Genomic DNA, 18,773 nt, shown 5'->3' with positions numbered 1-18,773 from the left:
CACGTCCGGCACGACCCGGCGCTCGTTGGCGGTGCGTGGCCGTCCTCGAGCGTGAGCGATCCCTCCCCGGGTTCCGCCCCGTGCTGCGCGGGCTACTGGTGCTCGCCGCGGTCGGTGCCCTGACCGGAGCGGGGGTGGCCGCGGCGGGACCCCAGACCCCGAAGGCCGCCGCCCCGCTGGCCGCGCCCGCCGCGGCCATGGCGCTGCTCGACACCCGGTCCGCGGTCGTCATGCCGCCCGAGCTGGCCGACTACGGGATCGACGGCGACGTCGTCGACATCCGGTTGGCCGGAGCTCCCGGCCCGGGCCTCGACGCACTCACGGCCGGGATCGACCCCGCCCTGCTGCGGATCCACACCGACGCCGCCCCGCCGCGTCACCAAGCCCTGGAGGGCGGGCAGCGGATCACCGGCGGCCGCACCCGCTGCACCCTGGGCTTCACGGCGACCAGGGGCGCCGCGGACTGGGTCGTCACCGCCGGACACTGCACGCGCGAGTCCGACGAGTGGGAGGACGCCGACGGTGCCCCGTTCGGCGTCGGGGCGACCACCGCGACCGACGGCCTGGACGTGGGCGCGATCCCCGTGACCTCCGGGGAGAGGGCGCTGCCCGAGGTCGCCGACCAGGCGGTCCGCGGCACGGCCGAGGCCCCGGTCGGCGCGCAGGTCTGCCTGTACGGCAGCACCAGCGGCAAGTCCTGCGGCACGATCACCGCGCGCGGACGGACCGTCAACTTCGACGGACAGCGGCAGACGAACATGGTCGTCGCGTCCGTGTGCAGCGCCCAGGGCGACTCCGGCGGGCCCTACATCACCCCCGACGGCCAGGCCCAGGGCATCCACAGCGGTGGCGGCGGCGCCTGCACCGCCTACTTCACGCCGATCCGGGCGGCCCTCAGCTCGCTGGGCCTCACCCTGCGCACGGCCGCACCGGCGGCGTAGCACCCCGGTCCCGGCGCCCCCGCTCCTCCCCGGTGAGCGGGGGCGCCGATCACTCGCCGGGGCGGGTCCCCCGCACCATGCGGCGGAGCTTGGGGAGGCGCTCCGCCAGCACGCGCTCGGCGCCGTGGGTGGTGGGCGTGTAGTAGTCCCGACCCACCAGCTCGTCCGGCGGGTACTGCTGCGTGACGACGGCACCCGGGTCCTCGTGCGGGTACCGGTACCCCACGGCGTTCCCCAGCTCGGCCGCGCCCGCGTAGTGCCCGTCCCGCAGGTGCGGGGGCACCGAGCCCACCGCACCGGCGCGCACCTCGGCCATCGCTCCGTCGATCGCCGTGGTGATCGCGTTGGACTTCGGGGCCGTGGCCAGGTGCACGGTCGCCTGCGCCAGCGCCAGCCGCGCCTCCGGCATCCCGACGAGCTGGACCACCTGGGCCGCCGCCGTGGCCGCCTGCAGGGCGGTGGGGTCCGCCAGCCCGACGTCCTCGCTCGCGTGGACCATCAGCCGCCGCGCGATGAACCGCGCGTCCTCCCCCGCGACGATCATGCGGGCGAGGTAGTGCAGCGCGGCATCCGGGTCCGAGCCGCGGATCGACTTGATGAACGCGCTGATCACGTCGTAGTGCTGGTCGCCCGCGCGGTCGTAGCGGACCGCGACCTCGGTGACCGCCCGCTCGACGGCGGCCAGGTCGACCGTCGGGATCCCGGGGCCCGTGCCGGCAGGCACGTCCGCCACCACGCCGTCCGCCACCACGCCGTCCGCCGCGGCCTCCAGCGCGGTCAGGGCCCGGCGCGCGTCCCCGGCCGCGAGCCGGACCAGGGCGGACTCGCCCTCCTCGGACAGCACCACGGCCCCGTTGAGGCCCCGCTCGTCCGCGACGGCGCGGCGGAGCAGCTCGCGGAGCTCGGACTCCTCCAGCGACCGCAGCTGCAGCACCAGCGAGCGCGAGAGCAACGCGGACACCACGGAGAACGACGGGTTCTCGGTGGTCGCCCCGACGAGCAGCACCACCCGGTCCTCGACGGCCCCGAGCAGCGCGTCCTGCTGGGTCTTGGAGAAGCGGTGGACCTCGTCGATGAACAGGACGGTGGAGGCGTTCTCGTAGTCCCGCCTGCGGCGCGCGTCCTCGATGACCGCGCGCAGCTCCTTCACCCCCGCCGACAGCGCCGAGAGCGCGACGAAGCGACGCTGCCGGTCGGCTCCACGCGCTCCGCCTCCGTGGCTCCCCGCCCCGGCCATCAGTCGCGCGAGGGTGGTCTTGCCCGTGCCGGGCGGGCCGTAGAGCAGCACCGACGCAGGCGCCGCGCCCTCCAACAGCCTGCGCAGCGGCGCGCCGGGCTTGAGCAGGTGTCGCTGCCCGATCACCTCGTCCAGCGTGCGCGGCCGCATCCGCGCGGCGAGCGGCGAGCCCGCGGACCCCCGGGGCTCCGCCGCCGACATCGCGGTGGGGTCCGGGTCCGCGGGCTCGCCCAGGTCGAACAGCCCGTCGCTCATCGGTGTCCAGGGTGCCACCCGGCACCGACAGGACCCGACGAGAGGTCAGTTCTGCAGCTCGTGGACCAGGATGGGGGTGCCGACCTGGGCGTTCTCGCGGTTGCGCAGGGTCGCGTAGGTGACCACCGCGACGCCGGCCGAGGCCAGGCTGACCGGGAGGGTGAGGATGTTGACCAGGATCGAGTAGAGGGCCGTGCCCGCGTTCGCGAACAGGCCGACGATCGTCTGGATGATCCAGCTGTAGATGCCCGCGGCGATGAACGCCGTGATCAGCTTCCCGGCCGTGGGCCAGAACTCGCGGTTGACCAGCTCGAAGGTGCGGCCGATGCCCGCCTTCTCGAACATGATCACGCCGGTGAGCGAGGCCGCGAAGACGACCAGCAGGTAGAGGCCCGGGAGCACCAGCAGCAGGAACCCGATGAAGGTCAGGATCCCGGCGAGCACGCCCCAGCCGAGCAGCGGCAGCGCCCGGCTCGCGGCGAAGGACAGGGCCTCCCCGGCGCCGACGGGCTGCTCGGCCGCCTGGCGGGTGACCACGTAGACCGACGCACCCTGGGCGAGGAGCGCGACCGCGACGACGATGATCGCGGAGAGGAGGCCGCCGACGACGGCGAGCGCGACGCCGCCGCCCGCCGCCACGACCAGGGCGATGATGGCCCCGACGATCAGCGCGGGCAACGCGGTGGCCAGCTGGATGATCAGCAGCGGCTGCCAGCTGCGGCGCAGCACGGCGATGACCTTGCCCCACCAGTCACCGAAGTCCGCCGCGACCAGCGGGTCCTGCAACGGCGCGCCGGCGCCGGGGGCCGGGTAGCCGCCCTGCTGCGGGTAGCCCTGCTGCGGGTAGCCGGGCGGCGGGTAACCGCCCTGCTGCGGGTAACCGGGAGGCGGGTAACCGCCCTGCTGCGGGTAACCGCCCTGCTGGGGGTAACCGCCCTGCTGCGGGTTGCCGGAAGGCGGGTAGCCGCCGTGCTGGGGGTTGCCGGGAGGCGGGTAGCCGCCCTGCTGGGGCTGCCCGCCGGGCGGCGGGTACTGGCCGGGCTGGTGTGGGTGACCCTGCTGACCGTCGTCACCGGGCGGGTAGCTCATGCGGGGCAACCTAGAGGGTCCGTGCAGGTCGGGCCAACGACTTCGCACGGTCGTGATCGGTTCGCAATGTCCCGAATGTCCCAACATCTGGAATTCACTTTCCACCTGGCAGGACGGACGGGCACCATGGCCGAGACGGCCCACCCGGCCGTCGCCCCGCACGCCGCGGACGACCCCCGCGGGACCCGCCCCTCCCCCGCTCCGACCCAGGAGCAGGCTCGCGAGGGGACACCGGACTCCCGACGTGAGGACCCGCCGTGACCGTCACCCTCTCCCGCCGCCTCGCCGCCGTCCGCGGTTCGGCGATCCGCGACCTGCTCACCCTGACCGCCCGCCCGGACGTGCTCAGCCTCGCCGGCGGGCTGCCCGCCTCCGACGCCCTGCCCCGGGAGCGCATCGCCGAGGCCGCCGCACGCGCCCTCACCGCCCCCGCCGCCGTGCAGTACTCGGAGACCGCGGGCGTCGCCGGGCTGCGCGAGGTCGTCGCCGCGCACGAGAGCGCGCGGATCGGCAGGCCCGTGGGACCGGCCGACGTCGTCGTCACCAGCGGGTCCCAGCAGGCGCTGGACCTCGTGGCCCGCGCCCTGCTCGATCCCGGGGACCCGGTCGTCGTCGAGGACCCGGTGTACGTCGGGGCGCTGCAGGTCCTGCAGGCCGCCGGGGCCGAGGTCCACGCCGTGCCCGTCGACGAGGGCGGGCTCCGCATCGACCTGCTGGCCGAGCGGCTGGCGGCGGGGCTGCGGCCGCGGCTCGTGCACACCGTCGCCAGCTTCCACAACCCGCGCGGGGTCACGTCGGGCCCGGAGCGCCGCCGCGCGCTCGTCGCGCTGGCGGAGCGGTACGGCTTCCTCGTCGTCGAGGACGACCCGTACGGCCTGCTCGCCTTCGACGGCGCCCCGCCGGTCCCCGTCGCCGCCTACGGGGACCGCGTGGTGCGGCTCGGCAGCGCCAGCAAGGTTCTCGCGCCCGCCCTGCGGGTCGGGTGGCTGGTCGGGCCCGCGCCGCTCACCGCCGCGGTCGAGCGGCTGAAGCAGTCGACGGACCTCTGCGGCTCCTCGCTGACCCAGACGATCACCGCCGAGCTGCTGGCCGACGAGCCGTGGTTCACCGCACACCTCGCCGGGCTGCGCACCGCGAACGCTCGGCGCGCCGCGGCGCTCACGGCCGCGCTGGACACCGAGCTCGGCCACCGGATCACCCGCTCCACCCCCACCGGCGGGATGTTCGTCTGGGTGGACTTCACCGACGGCACCGACACGACGGTGCTGCTGCCCCGCGCGGTCGAGCGGGGCGTCGGGTTCGTCCCCGGGTCGGCCTTCGCCACCGACGGCGGGTTCGCGAGCAGCGCGCGGCTCTGCTTCGCCACCTACCCGCCCGCCAAGCTGCACGAGGCGGTCCGGCGGCTCGCCCGGGCCCTGACGTAGGGTCCCGGACGTGCGCGAGATCCTCGAGCTGTTGGAGAAGGACTCGACGCTGAGCCACGAGACCCTCGCGACGATGACCGGAAGGTCCGTCGAGGAGGTCTCGGCGCAGGTCGGGGAATGGGAGCGGGCGGGAGTCATCCGCCGCTACAAGGCCGTCGTCGACTGGGAGAAGGTGGACGGCGCCGACGGGGCGGAGGTGACCGCGTTCATCGACGTGGCGGTCACGCCCGCCCGCGGCGTCGGGTTCGACGACGTGGCCGAGCGGATCTCCCGGTTCGCCGAGGTCCGCAGCGTCTACCTGGTCTCCGGCGGGCACGACCTGCGGTGCACGGTGACCGGGTCGAACATCAGGGCGGTCAGCGACTTCGTCAGCCGCAAGCTGTCCACGATCGACCGCGTGCAGGCCACCGCGACCCACTTCGTGCTCAAGACGCACAAGCAGGACGGGGACTCCTTCAGCGACCCCGAGCCGGACCACCGTCTGCCGGTCACGCCGTGAAGCCGCTCAACGCCACGATCAGCGGGACGCCGCCGTCGGGTATCCGGCGGTTCTTCGACATCGCCGCGGAGATGGCGGACGTCATCTCCCTCGGCGTCGGCGAGCCGGACTTCGTCACGCCCTGGCGGATCCGCGAGGCCGGGATCTACGCCCTCGAGCACGGGTTCACCACGTACACGTCGAACGCGGGGCTGGCCGAGCTGCGGCAGCTGATCTGCGCGGACCTGCACGCCCGCTACCGGGCCGAGTACGCCTGGGAGACCGAGTGCCTGATCACCACCGGCGTCTCGGAGGGGCTCGACCTGGCGCTGCGGGTGCTGCTCAACGCCGGGGACGAGGTGATCGTCCCGGAGCCCTGCTACGTGGCGTACGAGCCGTGCGTCGCGTTCGCGGGCGGGACCGCCGTCCGGGTGCCCACGCGGTGGGAGGACGGGTTCGCGGTCGACCCGGCGGTCGTCGAGGCGGCGATCACCCCGCGCACCAAGGCGATCCTGATCGGCTCCCCCGCCAACCCCACCGGCGCGGTGCAGCCGCGGGCGGCGCTCGAGGCCCTGGTCCGGCTGGCCGAGAAGCACGACCTCTACCTCGTCTCGGACGAGATCTACGACCGCCTCACCTACGACGGCACGCACACCTGCCTGGGCGCGATCCCCGGCGCGCGGGAGCGGACCGTGGTGCTCGGCGGGTTCTCCAAGGCCCAGGCGATGACGGGCTGGCGGGTCGGCTGGATCTGCGCGCCGCAGGCCGTCGCGGAGCTGTGCGTGCGGGTGCACCAGTACACGATGCTGTGTGCGCCGCACGTCTCCCAGCTGGCCGCGGTGGAGGCCCTCAAGGAGGCCGACCAGGACGTCCAGGACATGGTCGCGGACTACGACCGGCGCAGGCGCGTGTTCGTGAAGGGCCTGCGGGAGATCGGCCTGGACTGCCCCGAGCCGGGCGGCGCGTTCTACGCGTTCCCGTCCATCCGCGCGTCCGGGCTGGACTCGGAGACCTTCGCCGAGCGGCTGCTCAAGGCCGAGTCCGTGGCCGTGGTGCCCGGGAACGTGTTCGGACCGAGCGGCGAGGGGCACATCCGGTGCTCGTACGCCACGGCCCTGCCGCTGCTGGAGGAGGCACTGGTCCGGATGGACCGGTTCCTGCGGAGCCTGTAACAGGCCCACAAGGTTCCCCGGAACGCAACACTTCACGGTGTGGCGTTCACAGAACGGCAATGCGGTTGCTGGATGCTCTGCGGGCATGGACGAGATCGCACGATCTGTGACCGCCGCCCCCGTCTTCTGCACCCTCTGCGCCGCCCCCCGCACCGCGCACGACGCGCGCGGCCTCGCGTGGAGCAGCCACCACGACGGCGGGGTGATCAGCTGGGCCTGCGGGCCCTGCACACGCGCCGCCCTGTTCGAGATCGAGACGGGCCTCCCGCTCGTCGCCAGCCCCCTGCAGCAGACCGCCTAACCGGCGCGGCCTCCGGCGAGGAGGCCGTGCAGGATCACCGGGCCCAGGTCCCGGCCCCGGCGCACCAGCCACGGTGTGCCCTTCACGACGATCCACGCCGCCCGGTGGGCGGCGGTGATCTCGCGCCCGCCCGCGCACCGGACGTCGACCGGTGCGGGCACGGCGAACCCCGCCCCGGTGAGCAGCTCCCCCGCGGCGCGGGCCAGCAGCCGGTGGCCCAGCTCGGAGGGGTGCAGCCGGTCGACACTCCACGCCGCGCGCTCGTAGCCGCCCGGCAGCCGGTGCAGGTCGAGTATCCCGGCGTCCCCACCACCTGATCGGACGGCCTCGTCGATCGCCGCGTTCAGTGCGGTGACCCGGTTCCGCAGGGCCTCCCGCAGCCGCCCGGGGAGCCGGAAGACCCGCGTGTGGTCGTGGTAGCGCAGCACCACGGGATGGCAGCCGACGCCCCGGAGCGCGTCCAGGGTCGCGGCGAGGTCGGCGCGGACGCCCGCGGCGTCGAAGTCCGAGCGCAGGGTGTCGTTCATGCCCGCGCAGATCAGCGCCACGTCCGGCCGGGCGGGCAGGACGGCCGGGAGCTGGGTGTGCCGGACGTCCGCCATCCGGGCGCCGGTCCGGGCGGGGTTGACCAGCTCGGCCCCGGTCGCGTCCCGCAGCAGGACGGGGAACCCCCGCCAGCCGCCGCCGGGCAGCGGGTCCCCCAGCCCGACGGCGGTGGAGTCGCCCAGGGTGGCCAGGGTCCGGATCGGACGGGTGACGGGGGGACGGGCCGGGAGCAGGCTCTGCACGGTCACGGGGGGATGATCGGTCCCGCGCCGTCCGCCGCGCTGTGCGCGTGGTGACGGTCCGCCGTCGGCTCGGCGAACTTCTGCTCGAACTTCGGCTCAGCCGCGGAAGGCCGGGTAGACCGGGAGGGCGGGGTCGGAGTCGGGGTCGAAACGGCGGTGCAGGGCCGCGGCGACCGTGCCCGCCAGCGCGGCCGTGGCGGGCCGCCCGCCCCGCTCGGCGTCCGAGCCGAGGCGCCGCCAGTAGTCCGCGAGCGCCACGCTGGTCCGCGCGGACCGGCCCGGGTCGCCGCCCAGCCGGTTCTCGCCCTCGCTGATCCGCGGCAGCAGCCACCACGTGCACAGCCAGACCCAGAGCAGCTGGGCGTCCAGCAGGCGTGTGCCGAGCAGCGTCGGGTCGTCCAGGTCCGGCCACACGGTGGCGATCTCGTTCCGCCAGGCCTCGAGCATCGCGTCGGAGATGCCGGGGGGCAGCGCGAAGCTGGACTCGCAGGCCGGGAAGGGCACCCGGAAGTAGGCCGCGTCGAGTGCGACGTCCCGGAAGCACCCCCACTCGAAGTCCACGAACTTCACCCCGCGGCTGGTCACGAGGTTGTTGTCCGGGCAGGTGTCCGACGGGCTGAACGCGCGGAACCGGGTGCCGCCCAGCAGCCGGGCGGTCTCCCGCGCCTCGGCCTCGGCGGCGGCGCCCACGGTCACGCCCAGCGTGCCCGCCAGCAGCTCGGGGACCCCGGCGAAGGCGGCGCGGGCCTCGTCCGCGACCGGGTCCCGGCGGGCCTTCTCCCCCAGCCTGCGCAGCAGCGCACCGAAGTCGTTCTCCCGGCCCGCGGTGGCGGCCTGCATCCGGCCGAGCGCCCGCGCCCAGCTGAGCAGGCAGCGCTGCGCCGCGACGGCGTCCGAGCCGAACAGGGTGTCCGCCAGGGTGGAGCTGCGGCCGAGGTCCTCCATGACCAGCAGCCGGGCCTGCGGGTCGTGCGCGATGAGCACCGGGCTCGGCCGGGAGTCGACCGGCAGGGCGGTGAAGAGCTGGCAGCTCGCGACCTCGAAGTGGAAGGGGTCCGGCCTGCTCGGGTCCGGGTCACCGAGGTAGTGCTTGACCACCAGGGTGCGCGGCAGCGAGAACGGGTTGCGCGCCACCCGGGCACGGGCCACCACGGACCGTTCGCTGCCACCGAGGTCCTCGGGATCGGCGAGGACGACGGTCGCGCCGGCCCGCCGGGTGAGGAGGCGTTCCGCTGCGGACAGGGCGGTGAGCACGGCCCTGGGGAAGGAGGCCAGGTCGCGTGACATCGCCTCGAACCCTACCGCCTGCGCCTGCGGAATCCGTGCTGCGCGGCCCGGTCAGCCGTCGGAGAGGACCCGGCCCCGGTCCCGGCGCCTGCCGAGCCGCCGCGCCACGACGAGCGTGAGCGCCGCCGCGACCACGATCCCGACGAGGTTGACGACCAGCTGCAGCGCGGACTGCCCGGCCTCGACGAAGCGGCCCTCGATCAGCGCGACCGAGGCGAACGCGGCGGCGGGCACCGTCGTCACGGAGATGAACACGCCGACCAGGCTGCCGGACTTGGCCGAGGTCAGGGCGAGGATGCCCGCGATCCCGGCCAGCAGCGCGACGATCAGCGAGAACGGCCCGACCTCGTAGATGAACTCGACCTCGGCGAGGTGGTCGAGGGTGTCGGCCGCCAGCAGGCCGGTGGCGTCGAACGCCAGGGTGGCCAGCGCGGTGATGGCCATCCCCAGCGGGAAGCCCGCGGCGAGTGCCAGCCCACCCCGTCTGACCAGGTCCCGACGGCGCAGCACCAGGCCCACGGCCACCGCGGCCAGCGGGCCGAACTCCGGGCCGAGCACCATCGCGCCCACCACGAGCACGGGCGAGTCGGTGATCGCGCCGATGGCCGCGAGCAGGCACGCGATCGTCAGGAACGCCTGGAAGGAGACGGTCAGCCGGGAGTCCTCGCCGGTCCGGGCGATCAGCTCGTCCCACAGCACGGCGTCCGAGCCCTCGCCGGGGGCGGCCTCCTCGGCGCGGTCCGCGGCGTCCGACAGCACGGTGTCGAGGGCCTCGATCGTGATCGCGCCGTCGTGGTCCAGGCCGAGCCCGCGGAGCCCGCCGAGCAGCGAGTCGGCGCACTCCCGGGCGATGTCGGCGAGCACGAGGTCCCCGGGGGGCCGTACGGCCGTCCCCGGCAGGACGATCAGGTGGGCGACCCCGGGCTCGGCCTCGAGCAGCGCACGGACCTCCGCCGTCCGCTCCGCGGGAGTGACGATGCGCAGGTGCAGCACGGCGGCGGATCCGGCTCAGGCGTCGCTCGGCTTCGGGGGCACGTAGTCGACCCCCGCCTCCTTGCGCTGGTCCGGCGTGATCGGCGCCGGGGCCGCCGTGAGCGGGTCGAAGCCGCCACCCGTCTTCGGGAAGGCGATGACCTCGCGGATCGAGTCCTGCCCGGCGAGCAGGGCGGTGATCCGGTCCCAGCCGAACGCGATGCCGCCGTGCGGGGGCGGGCCGAAGGCGAAGGCGTCCAGCAGGAAGCCGAACTTCTCCTGCGCCTCCTCCGCGGACAGGCCCATGATCTCGAAGACCCGCTTCTGCACGTCCGCGCGGTGGATACGGATGGACCCGCCGCCGATCTCGTTGCCGTTGCAGACGATGTCGTAGGCGTAGGCCAGCGCCTCGCCCGGGTCCTGCTCGAAGGTGTCGATCCACTCCGGCGTGGGCGAGGTGAAGGCGTGGTGCAGGGCGGTCCAGGCGCCCTTGCCGACGGCGACGTCCGTGGTGTCCGCCGTGCTCTCGAACATCGGGAAGTCGACGACCCACACGAACGACCAGGCGCTCTCGTCCAGCTGGCCGGTCCGCCGGGCGATCTCGCCGCGCGCGGCGCCGAGCAGGGCCCGGGCCTCGTTCGGCGTGCCCGCGGCGAAGAAGATGCAGTCGCCGGGCCCCGCGCCGACGGCGGCGGGCAGCCCCGCACGCTCCTCCTCGGACAGGTTCTTGACGACCGGGCCCTTCTCGGACACGGTCCCGTCCTCGTCCACCAGCACGTACGCGAGGCCGCGGGCGCCGCGCTGCTTGGCCCACTCCTGCCAGGCGTCGAGCTGCTTGCGGGGCTGCGCCGCGCCGCCCTGCATGACCACCGCGCCGACGTACGGGTTCTGGAACACCCGGAACTCGGTCTTGGCGAAGTACTCGGTGAGCTCGGTGAGCTCGATGGCGAAGCGCAGGTCCGGCTTGTCGGAGCCGTACCGGGACATGGCCTCGGCGTAGGAGATGCGCGGGATCTCGCCGACCTCGTGGCCGATCAGCGCCCAGAGCGCGGTGAGGATCTCCTCGGCCAGGCCGAGGACGTCGTCCTGCTCGACGAAGCTCATCTCGATGTCGAGCTGGGTGAACTCCGGCTGCCGGTCGGCGCGGAAGTCCTCGTCCCGGTAGCAGCGGGCGATCTGGTAGTACCGCTCCATCCCGCCGACCATCAGCAGCTGCTTGAACAGCTGCGGGGACTGCGGCAGCGCGTACCAGGAGCCGGGCCGCAGGCGGGCGGGCACCAGGAAGTCCCGCGCGCCCTCGGGGGTGGACCGGGTGAGGGTCGGGGTCTCGATCTCGACGAAGTCGTGCCCGTCGAGCACGGTGCGCGCGGCCTGGTTGACCTTGCTGCGCAGCTTGATCGCGGCGGCGGGCTCGGCGCGACGGAGGTCCAGGTAGCGGTACTTGAGCCGGACCTCCTCGCCGATGTTCGCGTCGTCGATCTGGAACGGCAGCGGGGCGGACTCGCTCAGCACGACGAGGTCGGTGACGGTGACCTCGATGGCGCCGGTCGGCAGGTCCGGGTTCTCGTTGCCCGCCGGTCGCGCGACGACCTCGCCGGTGACCTGCAGGCAGAACTCCGAGCGCAGCCGGTGGGCGCGCTCGGCCATCTCGCCCTCGCGGAACACGATCTGGGCGGAGCCGGAGGAGTCGCGCAGGTCGACGAAGATGACGCCACCGTGGTCGCGGCGACGGGCCACCCATCCGGCGAGGGTCACGGTCTGGCCGGCGTGCTCGGCACGCAGCGTGCCGACGGGGTGGGTTCGCATCACGGTGGATGAGGCTATCCGCCGGTGCACCCGCATTTCAGAGCAGGGTCAGCTGCTCCACCACCGGGGCGGCCAGGTGCTCCGCGGGCGGGGCCTTCGCGGCCACCTCCGACGCCGGGAAGCCCTGCTGCGTGCGCTGCACGCCGGTGCCGCGGTCCAGCCCGTGGGCGCGCAGCAGCGGCCGGACACGGGCGGCCAGGGCCTTGCGGTACTCGGGATCGGCGTAGGCGCCGCGCCGGTAGAGCCGCTCGTACCGCGGGACCAGCGCCGGGTACTCCCGCGCCAACCAGGCCAGGAACCACTCCCGGGTCCCGGCGCGCAGGTGCAGCGGCAGCACGCTCACCCCTGCTGCGCCCGCCGCCTTCACCTGCGTCAGCACGGCGTCGAGCGCCTCGCGGGAGTCCGTGAGGAACGGCAGCACCGGGGCGACCATGACCCCGCAGTCCAGCCCGGCGTCGGTGATCCGCCGGACGAGGTCCAGCCGGGCCGCCGGCGTCGGCGTGCCCGGTTCGAGGCGCTCCTGCAGGTCCCGGTCGACCAGCGCGATCGACACCCCGAGCCCGACGGGCACGTCCCGCGACGCGGCGGCCAGCTCCGGCAGGTCGCGGCCCAGGACCGTGCCCTTGGTCAGGACCGACAACGGGGTGCCCGCGCGGGCCAGCGCCCGGATGATCTCCGGCATCAGCCGGTACCGGCCCTCCGCGCGCTGGTAGGGATCGGTGTTGGTGCCCATCGCGACCGGCTCGCGGGCCCACTTCGGGCGGCCGAGCTCCCGCTGCAGGACCCGGGCGATGTTCACCTTCACCACGATCTGCGAGTCGAAGTCCGCGCCCGCGTCGAGATCGAGGTAGGTGTGGGTGTTGCGGGCGAAGCAGTAGACGCAGGCGTGGGAACAGCCGCGGTACGGGTTCACCGTCCAGGAGAACGGCATCGGCGAGGAGCCCGGCACCCGCATCGGACCAGTCGAACACACGTTCGACCGCATTGTCCACCGGGCGCATCCCGTCGTGATCGTCCACGCTGGCGCCATGCATGCGACGACCACCCTGATCGTGATGGGCGTGTCCGGCTCCGGGAAGTCGACGGTCGCCGAGGAGCTGGTCCGGCGCACCGGGTGGGCGTTCGCCGAGGGCGACGACCTCCACCCCGAGGCGAACCGCCGCAAGATGGCCGCGGGCCACCCGCTCACCGACGACGACCGGTGGCCCTGGCTGCGCCGGGTCGCGGACTGGATCGGCGAGCAGGAGGCGGCGGGCCGCAGCGCGGTCGTCACCTGCTCGGCGCTGCGCCGGGCCTTCCGCGACGTCCTCCGCGAGGGCCATCCCTCGGTCCGGTTCGTGCACCTCGCCGTCGACCCGGCGGACCTGCGGGACCGCCTCGCGCACCGGAAGGGCCACTACATGCCCGCGTCGCTGCTGCAGAGCCAGCTGGACACGCTCGAACCCCTCGGCGCGGACGAACCCGGGGTCACCGTGGACGGGGCGGGCGACCCCGGCGCCATCGGGGACCGGGTCCTGGCGGGTGCGGCGTGATCGCCGTCGCCCAGGACGCTCCGCCCGCGGCGGGCCCCACCCAGCTGGTCCTCGCGGCGCTGCCGGCCATCGCGGTCATCGTGCTGTTGATCACCTGGTTGCACGTGCACCCGTTCCTGGCGCTGCTCGCGGGCACGGGGGTCCTCGGCATCGTCGGGGGGCTGGGCGCGGACGGGACTGTGAAGAGCTTCACGACCGGCCTCGGCTCGACCGTCGGGGGTGTGGGCGTGCTGATCGCTCTCGGCGCCATGATCGGCGGGCTGCTGCGGGACTCCGGCGGCGCGGAACGGCTCGTCGAGGCCGTGACGACGCGGGTCGGCCCCCGCGGGACGCCCTCGGCGCCGACCTGGGCCTCACCCTGCTCTTCGGCCTCGCCGTGGCCATCCCCACGGTGATCGTCGCGGGCCCGCTGTTCGGCAGGCTCGCGACCCGCTGGGTGGGCATCGGACCGCCGCCCGAGCGCGCCGCCACCGCCGTGGCGGGCGAGGCGGAGGTCCACGAGCCGCGCCGCGCCGTCGGCATCGGCATCGGCGCGGTGGTCGCCGCGGTGCTCACACCCGTCGCGCTGATGCTGGTCCGGGCGGTCGCCGAGATCGCGCTGCCCGAGGAGAGCGGGGTGCGGGACGTGCTGGAGATCGTCGGCGAGCCCATCGTGGCGCTGCTGGTCGGGGTGCTGGTGGCGATGTTCGCGCTCGGCGTGCCGTCGGGCATGGGGCGCCGCGGCCTCACCGACTCGGTGGGCGGGGCGCTGCCCGCGATCGCCGGGATCCTGCTGATCGTCGGCGCGGGCGGAGGTTTCAAGCAGGCCCTGGTCGACGCCGGCGTCGGGGACCTGATCGGCGACTGGGCGGGCGCGGCGAACCTGTCCCCGCTGCTGCTCGGCTGGCTGGTCGCGGTGGCGATCCGGGTGGCGACGGGCTCCGCGACCGTCGCGACGATCACCGCCGCGGGCATCGTCGCCCCGCTCGCGGCAGCCCTGCCCGCACCGACTGTGGCACTGCTGGCCCTGGCGATCGGGGCGGGCTCGCTGTTCTTCTCCCACGTCAACGACGCCGGGTTCTGGCTGGTCAAGGAGTACTTCGGGCTGACGGTGGGACAGACGATCAAGAGCTGGTCGCTGATGGAGACGGTCATCTCGGTCGTCGGCCTGTCGTTGGTGCTCCTGCTGTCGGCGTTCGTCTGACCCCGTCCGCACCGACCCCGCGTTCCTCCGGTCGGCGCGCGACGGCGAGGATGCGGGCATGGCCCGCCACGAGCGCCCCCCTGCGCTCCCTCCGGAGGAGGCGACGGAGCGCACCGAGCCGATCCCGGCGGTCCCCCGTCCCCCGAGTCCCCCACTCCCGACGCCCGAGTCCCCCGGTTCGGACGCCCGAGTCGGACGTCGGACGGGGAGCCGGTCGGCGGATGAGCCCGGCGCCGAGCCGGTGGCGGTCGGTCGGGTCGTGGACCGCGGCCACCTGGGCCACCGGGCGCCCGGGCACGGCCACGGACACGGACACGGCCCCGCCACTCCCGCGGGCCGACGGGTCCGGTTGCTGCTCGCGGCGCTGCTCGTCCCGTGCGGCCTCGCGACGCTCGTCGGGCTCGTCCTGCTCTGGCCGACCGGGGACCTCCCGCACACCGTGCAGCGGGCGCAGGAGGTGTTCCCCGCGGAAGTCGTCGCGGCCCAGGTCGCGGACTGCTCCCCCGGCTCGGGCGACGGCGCCTGCGCGGGCCTGACCCTGCACATGACAGGCGGACCGCTCCCCGGTCGGGAGCTCGTCCAACTGGTCCCCGTCGAACCGTCCACCCCGCGGTTCGCGGTCGGCGACCCGGTGCAGGTCGCCTACTCCGGTGGCGACACCGCCGATCCCGGCTCGTACCAGGTCGTCGACTTCCAGCGCAGCGGCGCCCTGATCTGGCTCGGCGCGGCCTTCGCGCTCGCGGTCCTGCTGCTCGGCCGGTGGCGGGGGCTCGCGGCCCTGATGGCGCTGGGGCTGAGCCTGGTCGTGCTGGTCGTCTTCGTGCTGCCTGCGATCCTCGCCGGGTCGAGCCCGGTCGCGGTCGCGGTGGTCGGCTCCTCGGTGATCATGTTCCTGGTCCTCTACCTGACGCACGGTTTCTCCGCCCGCACCTCCACGACCGTGCTGGGCACCCTGCTCGCCCTCGCCCTGATCGCCCTGCTCAGCGCGGGGTTCTCGGCGTTCGCCCGGCTCACCGGCCTCGACGACACCACCGCGGGCCTCATCGCCGCACTCGGCGCACCCGTCGACGCCCGGGGGCTCGTGCTCGCCGGTGTGCTGATCGGCGCTCTCGGCGTGCTCGACGACGTCACCGTCACCCAGACCAGCGCGGTCTGGGAGCTCCGCGCCGCCGACCCGACGATGAGCCCCCGCGCACTCTTCGCGGCCGGCATGCGGATCGGCCGCGACCACGTCTCGTCCGCGGTGAACACGCTGGTCCTGGCGTACGCGGGCGCGTCGCTCCCGCTGCTGCTGCTCTTCACCGTCGCGGGGCAGGGCCCCGGCGCGGTCCTGACCTCGCAGGACGTCGCGACGGAGGTGGTCCGCACCCTGGTCGGCAGCATCGGCATCGTCGCCGCGGTCCCGATCACCACCGCCCTGGCCGCCCTCGTCGCGACCCGCGAGGAACCCTGACCCTCCCCGACCACACGTTTCGTGCTCTCCGCGCGGCAAGATCGCCGTCTCCGTGCGCTCAGCGTCGTGGAGACAGCACAGTGAGCACGAAACGTGCGCTCACCCACCGCTGCGCTCACCCACCGCTGCGCTCACCCACCGCTGCGCTCACCCACCGCTGCACTCACCCACCGCGGCGCTCAGCGCGGCGCGCGGGCGATCAGCGTCGCCTCGCCGTTCCGCTCCTCGTGCGCGAGGGTCTCGAGGGTCGGGAAGGCCGTCGCGAGCTCGCCGGGTGAGGCACGGAAGGGCCCGGGCTCATCGTCCACCTCGGACAACACCGTGATCACGAGCAACCCGCCCGGCGCGAGCACGTCGGCGAGGGCCGGGTAGAGCGCGGGTTCGCGGAAGCGCTGACAGACGACCAGGTCGTACGGCCCCGCCACGGGCATGCCCGCATCGAGATCGGCTTGGATCCACCGCACCGCCCCCGCCCCGACACGCTCACCCTCCGATCCCGGCGTCTCACTCCCGCGCCCCGGGGTCGGACTCGCGGGCGATGGGGTCCCACTCGCAAGCGGTGGGGTCCCGCTCGCGGGCGGTGGGGTCCCACTCGCGGATCGGGCGAGGGTTCGGGCGGAGGTGAGGGCCGCGCCTGAGACGTCGACCCCGTCCACCACCAGACCCCGTTGCGCCAACCACACCGCCACCGCACCCCGACCGCAGGCCAGGTCGAGCGCGCGGCCGACGGCGGGCAGCAGGTCCAGCCGGCCCCGCAGCCCGTCCGGGGGCAGGGGGGTGCCGGGCCCGACCGCGGCATGGCGGGCGTCCCAGCGGAGCCGGTCGGCGTCGCTCACGTGAGCAGCGAGCTCAGCTCCGTGACCACCGACTCCAACGGCACCGAGCGCTGGTCCCCGGACGCCAGGTCCTTCACCCCGACCGTGCCCGCCTCGAGGTCCCGCTCGCCCAGCACCAGCGCGTAGCGGGCGCCGGAGCGGTCGGCGGACTTCATCGAGCCCTTCAGCCCGCGACCGCCGTAGGCGAGGTCCACCCGCACCCCGGCCCGCCGCAGCTCGCCCGCGATGGTGACCAGCCGCCGTCGGGCGGCATCGCCGAGGGGGACGCCGAAGACCTCGACCCGGGCCGTGGACCAGGGCCGGAGCCCCTCGACGCCGCAGGCGAGCAGGGTGCGGTCCACCCCGATCCCCCAGCCGACGCCGGACAGCTCCTGGCCGCCCAGGGTCGCCATCAGGCCGTCGTAGCGACCGCCGCCGCCGATGCCGGACTGGGCGCCGAGGCCGTCGTGCACGAACTCGAACGTGGTCTTGGTGTAGTAGTCCAGCCCGCGCACCATCCGCGGGTTGATCGTGTAGGCGACGCCGAGGTCGTCCAGGTGCTCCAGCACGGCCGCGTGGTGCGCGGCGGACGCCTCCGACAGGTGGTCCAGCAGCAGCGGCGCGTCCTCCATCAGCTTCCGGACCTCGGGGCGCTTGTCGTCCAGCACCCGGAGCGGGTTGATCGCGGCCCGCGCGCGGGTGGCCTCGTCCAGGTCCAGCCCGGCCAGGAACGCCTGCAGCCGCTCCCGGTACGCCGGACGGCACTCCGCGTCCCCCAGCGAGGTCAGCTCGAGCCGGTACCCGGTCAGGCCCAGGGACTTGAAGCCCTCGTCCGCGATGGCGACGACCTCGGCGTCCAGCGCCGGGTCGTCCGCCCCGATCGCCTCGACGCCGACCTGCTGCAGCTGCCGGTACCGCCCGGCCTGCGGCCGTTCGTAGCGGAAGAACGGGCCCGCGTAGCGCAGCTTCACCGGCAGCCCGACCCGGTCCAGGCCGTGCTCGATCACCGACCGGACGACGCCTGCGGTGCCCTCGGGCCGCAGCGTCACCGACCGCTCGCCGCGGTCCGCGAAGGTGTACATCTCCTTGCTGACGACGTCCGTGGACTCCCCCACGCCCCGCGCGTACAGCCCGGTCTCCTCGAAGACCGGCAGCTCGATGTAGCCGTACCCGGCCCGGTCCGCCGCCGCGGCCAGCGTGTCCCGGACGTGCAGGAAGCCCGCGGACTCCGGCGGGGAGTACTCCGGGACGCCCTTCGGGGCCGCGAACGGCTGGATCCGGTCCTGCACGCTGGTCACAATCCCCTCCCGGGGGCCGGCGCGAGCCCCCGCAGGAACGGGTTGGACGCCCGCTCCCGCCCGATCGTCGTCGTCTGGCCGTGGCCCGGCAGCACCACCGCGCTGTCCGGACGCCCGAGCAGCCGCTCCCGGATGCTCTCCAGCAGCTGCTCGTGCGAGCCGCCGGGCAGGTCGGTCCGGCCGATCGAGCCCGCGAACAGCGTGTCCCCGGCGAGCACGACCTCGGTCCCGTCCTCGGTGTCGGTCGTGAAGACCACCGATCCCGGAGTGTGCCCGGGGGTGTGGTCGACGCGCAGCCGCATTCCGGCCAGCTCCAGCTCGCCGCGGTCGGTCAACTCACGCACCTCGCGGGGCTCGCGCAGCTCCAGCCGCCCGCCGAAGAAGGCCGCGGACTCCCTGCTGATGCCCTTCATGGGGTCCGCGAGCAGCGCACGGTCCTCGGGATGGATCCAGGCCGGGATGTCCGTGCCGTCGCACACCGGCTGGACGCTGAAGGTGTGGTCGAAGTGGCCGTGCGTCAGCAGCACCGCGACGGGAGTGAGCCGGTGCTCGGCCAGCGCGGCCTGCAACGGGTCCACGGCGTCCTGCCCGGGATCGACGATCACGCACGCCTCGCCCGCGGCGGGGGCGACGACGTAGCAGTTGGTCTGGAAGGCACCTGCGGGAAAGCCGGCGACGAGCACGATGAACAGCCTAGACACGGGTCACACAGGGCGGCTCGATACCCTTCCCGGGCGATCGA

Annotated in this window: 18 protein-coding genes and 1 pseudogene; 9 read left to right on the top strand and 10 right to left on the bottom strand. The window is 74.5% G+C overall.

Going from position 1 to position 18,773, the window contains the following annotated elements; translation table 11 throughout:
* Window positions 1-35 precede the first annotated feature (35 nt).
* Window positions 36-941: a S1 family peptidase gene (locus tag ABD993_RS28765; protein ID WP_345425336.1), complete on the top strand. Its 906-nt coding sequence runs from the start codon at window positions 36-38 to the stop codon at window positions 939-941.
* Window positions 942-990: 49 nt separating this feature from the next.
* Here the strand turns inward: ABD993_RS28765 and ABD993_RS28760 are convergent, their stop codons facing one another.
* Both ABD993_RS28760 and ABD993_RS28755 read right to left on the bottom strand, forming a co-directional pair.
* Window positions 991-2,433, bottom strand: coding sequence for a replication-associated recombination protein A (locus ABD993_RS28760; protein ID WP_425569170.1), 1,443 nt, complete (start codon window positions 2,431-2,433; stop codon window positions 991-993).
* Between the two features lie 45 nt (window positions 2,434-2,478).
* Window positions 2,479-3,522 (bottom strand): hypothetical protein, encoded by a 1,044-nt coding sequence (locus ABD993_RS28755; protein WP_345425333.1) that lies wholly within the window; start codon window positions 3,520-3,522, stop codon window positions 2,479-2,481.
* A gap of 126 nt (window positions 3,523-3,648) precedes the next feature.
* Here ABD993_RS28755 and ABD993_RS28750 point away from each other — a divergent pair, with 126 nt between their 5' ends.
* The 5 genes from ABD993_RS28750 to ABD993_RS28730 all read left to right on the top strand — a co-directional run bounded on the left by ABD993_RS28750 (window position 3,649) and on the right by ABD993_RS28730 (window position 6,897).
* Entirely contained in the window at window positions 3,649-3,783 is a 135-nt protein-coding gene (locus ABD993_RS28750; RefSeq protein ID WP_345425330.1) for a hypothetical protein, read from the top strand.
* Window positions 3,780-4,946: an aminotransferase-like domain-containing protein gene (locus tag ABD993_RS28745; RefSeq protein WP_345425327.1), complete on the top strand. Its 1,167-nt coding sequence runs from the start codon at window positions 3,780-3,782 to the stop codon at window positions 4,944-4,946. Before ABD993_RS28750 ends, ABD993_RS28745 begins: the two co-directional genes overlap by 4 nt.
* Window positions 4,947-4,956: 10 nt before the next feature.
* Window positions 4,957-5,445 carry an Lrp/AsnC family transcriptional regulator gene (locus tag ABD993_RS28740; RefSeq protein WP_345425324.1) on the top strand — a complete coding sequence of 163 codons (489 nt, stop codon included), beginning with the start codon at window positions 4,957-4,959 and terminating at the stop codon, window positions 5,443-5,445.
* Window positions 5,442-6,596, top strand: coding sequence for an aminotransferase class I/II-fold pyridoxal phosphate-dependent enzyme (locus ABD993_RS28735; protein ID WP_345425321.1), 1,155 nt, complete (start codon window positions 5,442-5,444; stop codon window positions 6,594-6,596). The genes ABD993_RS28740 and ABD993_RS28735 overlap by 4 nt, the downstream gene beginning before the upstream one ends.
* An 85-nt stretch (window positions 6,597-6,681) precedes the next feature.
* The gene (locus ABD993_RS28730; RefSeq protein WP_345425318.1) at window positions 6,682-6,897 is read left to right on the top strand and encodes a hypothetical protein; all 216 of its coding nucleotides are present in this window, start codon (window positions 6,682-6,684) and stop codon (window positions 6,895-6,897) included.
* Here the strand turns inward: ABD993_RS28730 and ABD993_RS28725 are convergent.
* The 5 genes from ABD993_RS28725 to ABD993_RS28705 all read right to left on the bottom strand — a co-directional run bounded on the left by ABD993_RS28725 (window position 6,894) and on the right by ABD993_RS28705 (window position 12,705).
* Complete coding sequence (locus ABD993_RS28725; protein WP_345425315.1) at window positions 6,894-7,691, bottom strand: SGNH/GDSL hydrolase family protein; 798 nt, start codon at window positions 7,689-7,691, stop codon at window positions 6,894-6,896. The genes ABD993_RS28730 and ABD993_RS28725 overlap by 4 nt on opposite strands.
* A 90-nt stretch (window positions 7,692-7,781) precedes the next feature.
* Entirely contained in the window at window positions 7,782-8,972 is a 1,191-nt protein-coding gene (locus tag ABD993_RS28720) for a hypothetical protein (protein ID WP_345425312.1), read from the bottom strand.
* Window positions 8,973-9,023: 51 nt separating this feature from the next.
* Window positions 9,024-9,965, bottom strand: a complete 942-nt coding sequence (locus tag ABD993_RS28715; protein WP_345425310.1) for a DUF389 domain-containing protein — start codon at window positions 9,963-9,965, stop codon at window positions 9,024-9,026.
* A gap of 15 nt (window positions 9,966-9,980) precedes the next feature.
* The gene (gene aspS, locus ABD993_RS28710; RefSeq protein WP_345425307.1) at window positions 9,981-11,753 is read right to left on the bottom strand and encodes an aspartate--tRNA ligase; all 1,773 of its coding nucleotides are present in this window, start codon (window positions 11,751-11,753) and stop codon (window positions 9,981-9,983) included.
* Between the two features lie 34 nt (window positions 11,754-11,787).
* Window positions 11,788-12,705 (bottom strand): Rv2578c family radical SAM protein, encoded by a 918-nt coding sequence (locus ABD993_RS28705; RefSeq protein WP_345425304.1) that lies wholly within the window; start codon window positions 12,703-12,705, stop codon window positions 11,788-11,790.
* A 73-nt stretch (window positions 12,706-12,778) separates the two neighbouring features.
* Between ABD993_RS28705 and ABD993_RS28700 the strand changes: the two genes are divergently transcribed.
* The 3 genes and pseudogenes from ABD993_RS28700 (at window position 12,779) to ABD993_RS28690 (ending at window position 15,918) form a co-directional block, all read left to right on the top strand.
* Window positions 12,779-13,282: a gluconokinase gene (locus ABD993_RS28700; protein ID WP_345425301.1), complete on the top strand. Its 504-nt coding sequence runs from the start codon at window positions 12,779-12,781 to the stop codon at window positions 13,280-13,282.
* Window positions 13,282-14,465: pseudogene (locus ABD993_RS28695) on the top strand (GntT/GntP/DsdX family permease). The gene ABD993_RS28700 and the pseudogene ABD993_RS28695 overlap by 1 nt, the downstream one beginning before the upstream one ends.
* A gap of 259 nt (window positions 14,466-14,724) precedes the next feature.
* Entirely contained in the window at window positions 14,725-15,918 is a 1,194-nt protein-coding gene (locus tag ABD993_RS28690; RefSeq protein ID WP_345425298.1) for a YibE/F family protein, read from the top strand.
* Window positions 15,919-16,097: 179 nt separating this feature from the next.
* Here ABD993_RS28690 and ABD993_RS28685 read toward each other — a convergent pair whose 3' ends face one another.
* The 3 genes from ABD993_RS28685 to ABD993_RS28675 are packed head-to-tail and all read right to left on the bottom strand — an operon-like array spanning window position 16,098 to window position 18,714.
* On the bottom strand, window positions 16,098-16,754 hold the full coding sequence (locus ABD993_RS28685; protein WP_345425296.1) for a class I SAM-dependent methyltransferase: 657 nt from the start codon (window positions 16,752-16,754) through the stop codon (window positions 16,098-16,100).
* Window positions 16,751-18,010: a histidine--tRNA ligase gene (hisS, locus tag ABD993_RS28680; RefSeq protein WP_345425447.1), complete on the bottom strand. Its 1,260-nt coding sequence runs from the start codon at window positions 18,008-18,010 to the stop codon at window positions 16,751-16,753. Before hisS ends, ABD993_RS28685 begins: the two co-directional genes overlap by 4 nt.
* Window positions 18,011-18,027: 17 nt before the next feature.
* Window positions 18,028-18,714 (bottom strand): MBL fold metallo-hydrolase, encoded by a 687-nt coding sequence (locus tag ABD993_RS28675; protein ID WP_345425444.1) that lies wholly within the window; start codon window positions 18,712-18,714, stop codon window positions 18,028-18,030.
* Window positions 18,715-18,773: the final 59 nt, after the last annotated feature.

This window comes from Pseudonocardia xishanensis, assembly GCF_039541715.1.
GTDB classification, from domain to species: domain Bacteria; phylum Actinomycetota; class Actinomycetes; order Mycobacteriales; family Pseudonocardiaceae; genus Pseudonocardia; species Pseudonocardia xishanensis.
This window is presented reverse-complemented; position numbering and strand designations above follow the sequence as displayed.

What these genes read in the sequence shown, in the direction of transcription:
- ABD993_RS28760 (WP_425569170.1), bottom strand. Translation starts at nt 2,433, where the DNA reads ATGAGCGACGGGCTGTTCGACCTGGGCGAGCCCGCGGACCCGGACCCC.
- ABD993_RS28730 (WP_345425318.1), top strand. Translation starts at nt 6,682, where the DNA reads ATGGACGAGATCGCACGATCTGTGACCGCCGCCCCCGTCTTCTGCACC.
- ABD993_RS28750 (WP_345425330.1), top strand. Translation starts at nt 3,649, where the DNA reads ATGGCCGAGACGGCCCACCCGGCCGTCGCCCCGCACGCCGCGGACGAC.
- ABD993_RS28720 (WP_345425312.1), bottom strand. Translation starts at nt 8,972, where the DNA reads ATGTCACGCGACCTGGCCTCCTTCCCCAGGGCCGTGCTCACCGCCCTG.
- ABD993_RS28705 (WP_345425304.1), bottom strand. Translation starts at nt 12,705, where the DNA reads ATGCGGGTGCCGGGCTCCTCGCCGATGCCGTTCTCCTGGACGGTGAAC.
- ABD993_RS28755 (WP_345425333.1), bottom strand. Translation starts at nt 3,522, where the DNA reads ATGAGCTACCCGCCCGGTGACGACGGTCAGCAGGGTCACCCACACCAG.
- ABD993_RS28700 (WP_345425301.1), top strand. Translation starts at nt 12,779, where the DNA reads ATGCATGCGACGACCACCCTGATCGTGATGGGCGTGTCCGGCTCCGGG.